The 6,837-nt window shown below is 67.2% G+C and carries 8 protein-coding genes; all 8 read left to right on the forward strand.

Features of this window, described 5'->3' with window-relative positions; translation table 11 throughout:
* Window positions 1-149 precede the first annotated feature (149 nt).
* Window positions 150-920: a ketopantoate reductase C-terminal domain-containing protein gene (locus Q1K09_RS12775; protein WP_300345855.1), complete on the forward strand. Its 771-nt coding sequence runs from the start codon at window positions 150-152 to the stop codon at window positions 918-920.
* Window positions 921-1,031: 111 nt separating this feature from the next.
* Window positions 1,032-1,442: an HGxxPAAW family protein gene (locus Q1K09_RS12780; RefSeq protein ID WP_300345856.1), complete on the forward strand. Its 411-nt coding sequence runs from the start codon at window positions 1,032-1,034 to the stop codon at window positions 1,440-1,442.
* An 11-nt stretch (window positions 1,443-1,453) separates the two neighbouring features.
* Complete coding sequence (gene trpC / locus Q1K09_RS12785) at window positions 1,454-2,272, forward strand: indole-3-glycerol phosphate synthase TrpC (protein WP_300345857.1); 819 nt, start codon at window positions 1,454-1,456, stop codon at window positions 2,270-2,272.
* The gene (gene trpB / locus Q1K09_RS12790) at window positions 2,272-3,537 is read left to right on the forward strand and encodes a tryptophan synthase subunit beta (protein ID WP_300345858.1); all 1,266 of its coding nucleotides are present in this window, start codon (window positions 2,272-2,274) and stop codon (window positions 3,535-3,537) included. Before trpC ends, trpB begins: the two co-directional genes overlap by 1 nt.
* Window positions 3,534-4,319 (forward strand): tryptophan synthase subunit alpha, encoded by a 786-nt coding sequence (gene trpA / locus Q1K09_RS12795; protein ID WP_300345859.1) that lies wholly within the window; start codon window positions 3,534-3,536, stop codon window positions 4,317-4,319. The genes trpB and trpA overlap by 4 nt, the downstream gene beginning before the upstream one ends.
* Window positions 4,316-5,887 (forward strand): sodium-dependent transporter, encoded by a 1,572-nt coding sequence (locus Q1K09_RS12800; protein WP_300345860.1) that lies wholly within the window; start codon window positions 4,316-4,318, stop codon window positions 5,885-5,887. Before trpA ends, Q1K09_RS12800 begins: the two co-directional genes overlap by 4 nt.
* Before the next feature lies 1 nt (window position 5,888).
* The gene (locus tag Q1K09_RS12805) at window positions 5,889-5,999 is read left to right on the forward strand and encodes a methionine/alanine import family NSS transporter small subunit (RefSeq protein ID WP_300345861.1); all 111 of its coding nucleotides are present in this window, start codon (window positions 5,889-5,891) and stop codon (window positions 5,997-5,999) included.
* Between the two features lie 32 nt (window positions 6,000-6,031).
* Window positions 6,032-6,837 (forward strand): prolipoprotein diacylglyceryl transferase (lgt, locus tag Q1K09_RS12810; RefSeq protein ID WP_300345862.1); only part of this gene is annotated, 806 nt, incomplete at its 3' end.

Genomic DNA, 6,837 nt, shown 5'->3' on the forward strand with positions numbered 1-6,837 from the left:
CAACCCCGCTCCTGCAGGCGCATGAACTGTTCTCTCTTGGCCGAGAGCGGCCGACGCCCCGGGCCTTTCTTCACTCGACGCGATGACATCACGGTCTCAATTCTGCTGGACGGTGTTGCGACCATTGATGGAAACCACCCCTGCTGATCATGGCCACGAAGACTCAGCACGTGGAGGCTGCCGCCGAGCAGCTGGCGTGGAAGCCGGCCGGCGACCAGCTGGCCAGCGAGCGGCCCATCCTCACCCTGCAGAACGGACTGGCGGCCGAACCCATCCTGCTGCGCCGGTTCTCGAAGGTCTACGGCGGATCCATCCTGATCCCGGCCAGCTACACCGAGACCGGGACCGTCATCGCCGGCGCCGCCCCGAAGGTCGCCGTCTTCGTGATGGGACGCATGCCCGCCGGGAGCGACCCGCAGGCCGAACAGATCGCTCAGCTGCTGCGCCGCATCGACTGGATGGTGCAGGTCGATGACCACGTAGTGGCATGGAAGGCACTGAAGCTGCTGCGCAGCGTGCGCAATGGACTGGACCTGATGCGGATCCCCGACGCGGACGTCAAGCAGCACCTGGCGGCCGCCGTCAGCGAAGAGGCCGCCGGTGCCCTCGCCGCCGCCGGCATCCCCGTGGCCCGCGATGCGGACCGCACCGCCGATATGAGCCAGTTCCAGGTCGATCCCGCCTCCGGGTACACCATCGGGCAGCAGTCCACCTGGCAGAGCTTCGCCCGCGGAGCAGGCAGTCACGAAGTCGACTACCTCAACGGAGAGATCGTGCAGCTGGGACGGCTGCACGGAGTCCCGACGCCGGTCAACACCGCCATCCAGACCACCCTGGGGCGCGCCGGCCTTCAAGGCACCGCCCCGGGAGAGATTCCGGCCGATGATGTCATTGCCGCAGCCCGGGTCACCTCAGCCTGAGGGCGCTTCTCGCCCAGGCGCGGCCGGCAAAGTCTGACCCACCGGGCTCGGCGTGGCAGAATAGTGCACAGATTTTCGACGCCCTGTAGAGAAACTTGAGGAGAATCACCTATGGCCACCAGCCAGGGATCCGTGAAGAGCCAGGCGCCGGTGCGCGACGTCGAGCAGGAGCCGGGCTCGGCCGATGAGTTCATCCACTATGACCACATCGGCCACGGCTCGACCCCGGCGGCCTGGACGCTGTGCGGGATCATCATCCTCGGCTCGGTCATCGCCGGCGTCGGCTTCATCGGCCTGTCCTTCAGCGATGCCTGGTGGACAGCGATCATCATCGGTGCAGCGCTGGTCCCGGTGGCTATCGTCGCCGGCGTGGTGCTGAAGAAGATGGGCTTCGGGGTGGAGATGGACTCCAAGGCGGTGCTGCGCCGCGGTGAGGACCCCCGCAGCCACCGCGGACCGGCCTCCCCGGACAATACCGCAGGCGGCGAGCAGAAGCGCCGCCCCGAACGCAGCACCGACTGATCGCTTCCTTCATGGCCACGGTCCTGGACACCATCATCGCCGGAGTGCGGGAGGATCTTGCGCAGCGCCGGGCAGAGACTCCGCTGACCGAGATCCGCCGCCGCGCCGCCGAGGCCCCACCGGCGCTGGACGCACTCAGCGCGCTGCAGGGGGGCCGCCGCGACCCCTCCGGGGTGCGGATCATCGCCGAGGTCAAACGCTCCTCGCCCTCCAAAGGCGCGCTGGCACCGATCACCGATCCGGCCTCCCTGGCCCGCTCCTACCAGGCCGGAGGGGCCTCAGTGGTCTCCGTGCTGACCGAGCCGCGTCGGTTCAACGGATCCTTGGAGGACCTGGCAGCCGTTCGGGACGCCGTCGATATTCCAGTGCTGCGCAAAGACTTCATGGTCGATGAGTACCAGTTCCACGAGGCGCGGGCCTACGGGGCGGATATGGTGCTGCTGATCGTCGCCGCACTCGACGACGCACAGCTGCGCGACTTCTCCGCGCTGACCAGGGAGCTGGGTATGCATCCTCTGGTGGAGGCCCACACCGAGGAGGAGATCGAACGCGCCGCTGCCGCACAGGCGCAGATCGTCGGCGTCAATGTGCGCAATCTGAAGACCCTTGAGGTCGACGTCGCCCACTACTCCGCTATGGCCCGCCACCTGCCCGAGGACGTGGTCAGAGTGGCAGAGTCCGGCGTCGATTCGGCATCTGTAGTGCGCGACTACGCCGGGCAGGGAGCCGATGCCGTGCTGGTCGGCGAAGCCCTGGTGCGCCACGGCGACCCTGAAACCGCGGTCAAGGACTTCCGGGCCGCCTCCCTGGCCCACGGAGAGGAGAGCTGATGAGCACCCCGCGCTACCGCAATGCGGAAGGCCCCTATTTCGGTCGCTATGGCGGACGCTGGATGCCCGAATCCCTGGTGGCTGCCCTGGATGAGCTGGAATCCGCCTTCCGGGCGGCCAAGACCGACGAGGACTTCGTCGCCGAGTATCAGCGGCTCAGCCGCGACTACACCGGCCGGCCCAGCCTGCTCACCGAAGTTCCCCGCTTTGCCGCTGAGGCCGCCGGTCAGGGCCCGGCGCCGCGGATCTTCCTCAAGCGGGAGGACCTCAACCACACCGGCAGCCACAAGATCAACAATGTGCTCGGCCAGGCGCTCCTTGCTCGCAGATTGGGCAAGACCCGGCTGATCGCCGAGACCGGAGCCGGCCAGCACGGGGTCGCCACCGCCACTGCCGCAGCCCTGTTCGGCATGGAGTGTGTGGTCTATATGGGGGCTGAGGACACGCGCCGTCAGGCGCTGAACGTGGCCCGGATGCGGCTGCTCGGCGCAGAGGTGGTGCCCGTGGCCCATGGCGCCCAGACCCTGAAGGACGCCATCAATGAGGCGCTCAGGGACTGGGTGGCCTCAGTGGAGACCACACATTATGTGTTGGGCACCGTCGCCGGGCCTCACCCGTTCCCGGAGATGGTCCGCTGGTTCCACCAGGTTATCGGCGAGGAGGCGCGCGAGCAGATCCTGCAGATCACCGGCCGGCTGCCTGATGCCGTCACTGCCTGCGTGGGAGGAGGCTCCAATGCGATGGGCATCTTCCACGGCTTCCTGGACGATCCGGAGGTCGCGCTCTACGGCTACGAGGCCGGCGGAGAGGGCCTGGACTCCGGACGGCACGCCTCGGCGATCACCCTGGGCCGCTCCGGTGTGCTGCATGGGGCACGCAGCTACCTGATGCAGGACGCCGACGGGCAGACGGTGGATTCCCACTCCATCTCCGCGGGACTGGACTACCCCTCCGTGGGGCCCGAGCACGCCTATCTGGCCGATACCGGCCGGGTGCGCTACGAGCCGGTCACCGACGCCGAATGCATGGACGCCTTCGAGGCCCTGTGCCGCACCGAGGGCATCATCCCGGCCATCGAGTCCGCCCACGCGCTGGCCGGTGCCGTGCGGCTGACCCGCAGCTGGGGAGCCGAGGCGGCGAACCGCAGCATTGTGGTCAGCCTCTCCGGACGCGGGGACAAAGATGTCGCCACCGCAGCCGAGTGGTTCGACCTGCTGCCGCCCCAGGACGGCTCCGAAGCCCCGGAGACAGGAGTGCAAGCGTGACCGACTCGAAGACTGCCGCCGCTATCGACTCCGCAGCCGCCGAAGGGCGCCCGGCCTTCATCGGCTATCTGCCTGCCGGCTTTCCGGACAAAGAGACCTCCATCGCCGCAGCCATCGAATTGGTGCGCAACGGCGCCGACGTCATCGAGATCGGCGTCCCCTACTCGGACCCGGTGATGGACGGCCCCGTCATCCAGCAGGCCACCACCGAAGTGCTGGCCCGCGGCTTCCGCATCGCCGAAGTCTTCGAGATCGTCGAAGCGGTCACCCAGGCCACCGACGCCGCCGTGCTGGTGATGACCTACTACAACATCATCGACCGGATGGGGCCGGCGGAGTTCGCCCGGCGGCTCGCCGAAGCCGGCGGAGCCGGAGCCATCACCCCGGACCTGATCCCCGACGAGGCCGAGGAATGGATTGCCGCCGTCGACGCCCACGGCCTGGACCGGGTATTCCTGGCCGCCCCGACCTCCACGCCGCAGCGGCTGGCCCGCATCGCCGAGGCCTCCCGCGGCTTTGTCTACGGGGTGTCACTGATGGGTGTCACCGGTGCGCGCGAGGCCGTCTCCGAGGCCGCCGAACGCGTTGTCCGCGGCGCCAAGGAAGCCGGCGCCCAGCGGGTCTGCGTCGGCCTGGGAGTCTCCACCCGCGCCCACGTGGAGGAGATCGGGGCGTATGCTGATGGTGTGATCGTCGGCACAGCCTTGGTCGCGGCACTGCGAGATGGCGGTCCGCAGGCTGTCGGTCGCATCGCGGCCGAACTGACTGGGAGGGAGATATGAGCGAGTCAGCCGTACCCGCGCCGAAGTTCCGCCTCCGGGAGAGCTTCACCGGGCGCAATGCCTTCATTCTGGTAGCCATCGGTTCTGCGGTGGGACTGGGAAACATCTGGCGCTTCCCCTACATCACCTATGAGAACGGCGGCGGCGCCTTCCTCATCCCGTACCTGGTGGCGCTGCTGACCGCCGGCATCCCCATCCTGCTGTTCGACTACGCGATCGGCTATAAGTTCCGGGGCTCGCCTCCGCTGGCCTTCAAACGGCTCCATCCCAGCGCCGAGTCCATCGGCTGGCTGCAGGTGGGCATCTGCTTCCTGATCGCCATCTACTACTCCGCCATCATCGCCTGGGCCGGCATGTACGCCTGGTTCTCGCTGACCCAAGCCTGGGGTGACGACGCCGAAGGGTTCTTCTTCGAGGAATTCCTCCAGTACGACGGAGGCGGCACCGGAGGCACCGGCATCTCCATCGACTTCGTCGCCCAGGTCGGCTGGCCGCTGATCGCCGTGTGGGTGCTGCTGCTGGTGGCTCTGGGCGCCGGTGTCCGTAAGGGCATCTCGGCTGTCTCTGTGGTCGGCATTCCGCTGCTGTTCATCATGTTCATCATCCTGGTGGGCTACTCGCTGACCCTCGACGGAGCAGCCGCCGGCCTCAACGCACTCTTCACCCCCGACTGGGGTGCGCTGACCAGCGGCACAGTGTGGATCCAGGCCTATGGCCAGATCTTCTTCACCCTCTCGGTGGGCTTCGGCATCATGATCACCTACGCCTCCTACCTGAAGCGCAGGTCCAACACCACCGGCTCCGGCCTGGTGGTGGGCTTCACCAACTCATCCTTCGAACTGCTGGCCGCCATCGGCGTCTTCGCTGCCCTGGGCTTCCTGGCCACCGCAGCCGGCACCGCCGTCGACGAGGTGGCCTCCTCCGGGCTGGGACTGGCCTTCGTGGCCTTCCCCACCATCGTCTCCGAGGCTCCGGCCTCCGCGCTGGTCGGCGTCCTGTTCTTCGGAGGACTCTTCCTTGCCGGGATGACCTCGCAGATCTCGATCATGGAAGTCGTCATCTCTTCGGTGAAGGACAAGACCGGCTGGTCGCGGGTGAAGACCGTGGCGATCGTCGGCGGCCTCACCGCGGTGCTCTCCATCGTGCTGATCGGCGGGGTCTCCGGGGTCACCATCCTCGACGTGGTCGATGCCTTCTCCAACAACGTCGGCATCGTCGGGGGCGCCTTCATCGCCGTCGTGATGGTCACCTGGGTCTACCGCCGCCTCGACGTGCTGGCCGCCGCCCTGAACCGCTTCGGCTCCTTCAAGGTCGGCCCCATCTGGAAGGCCATGCTGGGAGTCGTGCTGCCGGTGGTGCTCGCGGTGCTGCTGGTGATGGACATCAGCGACAAGATCACCGAAGGCTACGGCGGCTTCGACACCTGGGTCGTGGTGACATTCGGCTGGGGCTCCCTGGCAGCGATCATCGTGGCCTCGATCGTGCTGAGCTTTGTGCCCTGGCACGGCACTTCGGCGCTGCACGAGGAGGACCCCGACCGGGACGAAGCGGGAAAGGAGACGGTCTGAGATGGAGACTGACGCAATTGTGATGATGATCGTGGCTCTGGTGACGGTGTGGGGCGGCATGACGGCCGCCATCATTCACCTCTCCCGGAACCCCGAAGAACCTGACAATTAGGCCCAGCACAGGCGTCTGGTATGTTTGCCGCCATGATTTCTGCTGGCTTCCCCGCCCCGCCCGCACGCGGGATCGACCTGCCCGGCCCCTTCTTCATCGCGTTCTACACCGTGGCGATCATGCTCGGCATCGTGCTCGCCGTCCTGGTGGCCACCCGCCTGTGGAAGTCCCGCGGAGGAAGCAGCGACGACGTCTTCTCCGCCATGGTCTGGGCCGTGCTGGTCGGCATCGTCGGCGCCCGCATCTATCACGTGCTCAGCTCCCCGGACGCCTATTTCGGCCAGGGCGGGGACCTGCTGCGCGCCCTGCAGATCTGGCAGGGAGGCTTGAGCATCATCGGTGCTGTGGCCGCCGGCTCGCTTGCGGTCTGGCTGTTCTGCCGCAAGAACGGCATCCGCTTCGCGGCCTTCGCCGACACTGTGGTGCCCGGAGTGATCCTCGCCCAGGCCATCGGCCGCTGGGGAAACTGGTTCAATCAGGAGCTCTACGGCCGCACCACTGAGCTGCCCTGGGGTCTGACCATTGACACGGATCAGGCCCACCAGCCGCTGCCGGCCGGCGCCAGCGAGATGACTACCTTCCATCCCACTTTCCTCTACGAATCGGTGTGGAACCTGCTCGGATTCGTGGCGCTGCTCTGGCTCTACCGCCGCTTTCAGTTCAAGCAGGGCCTGCTGGCCTGGACCTATGTGGCCTATTACGCCTTGGGCCGGTTCTGGGTCGAAGCCATGCGCATCGACGAAGCCACCAAGACCACCCAGTACCCCCTGGAACAGATCGGCCTGGACTGGCGGCTGAACCAGATCATCGCCTTCGTGGTCTTCCTGATCGCCGTCGC

The sequence above is a fragment of the Nesterenkonia sp. genome, from assembly GCF_029265375.1.
In the GTDB taxonomy this organism is placed as follows: domain Bacteria; phylum Actinomycetota; class Actinomycetes; order Actinomycetales; family Micrococcaceae; genus Nesterenkonia.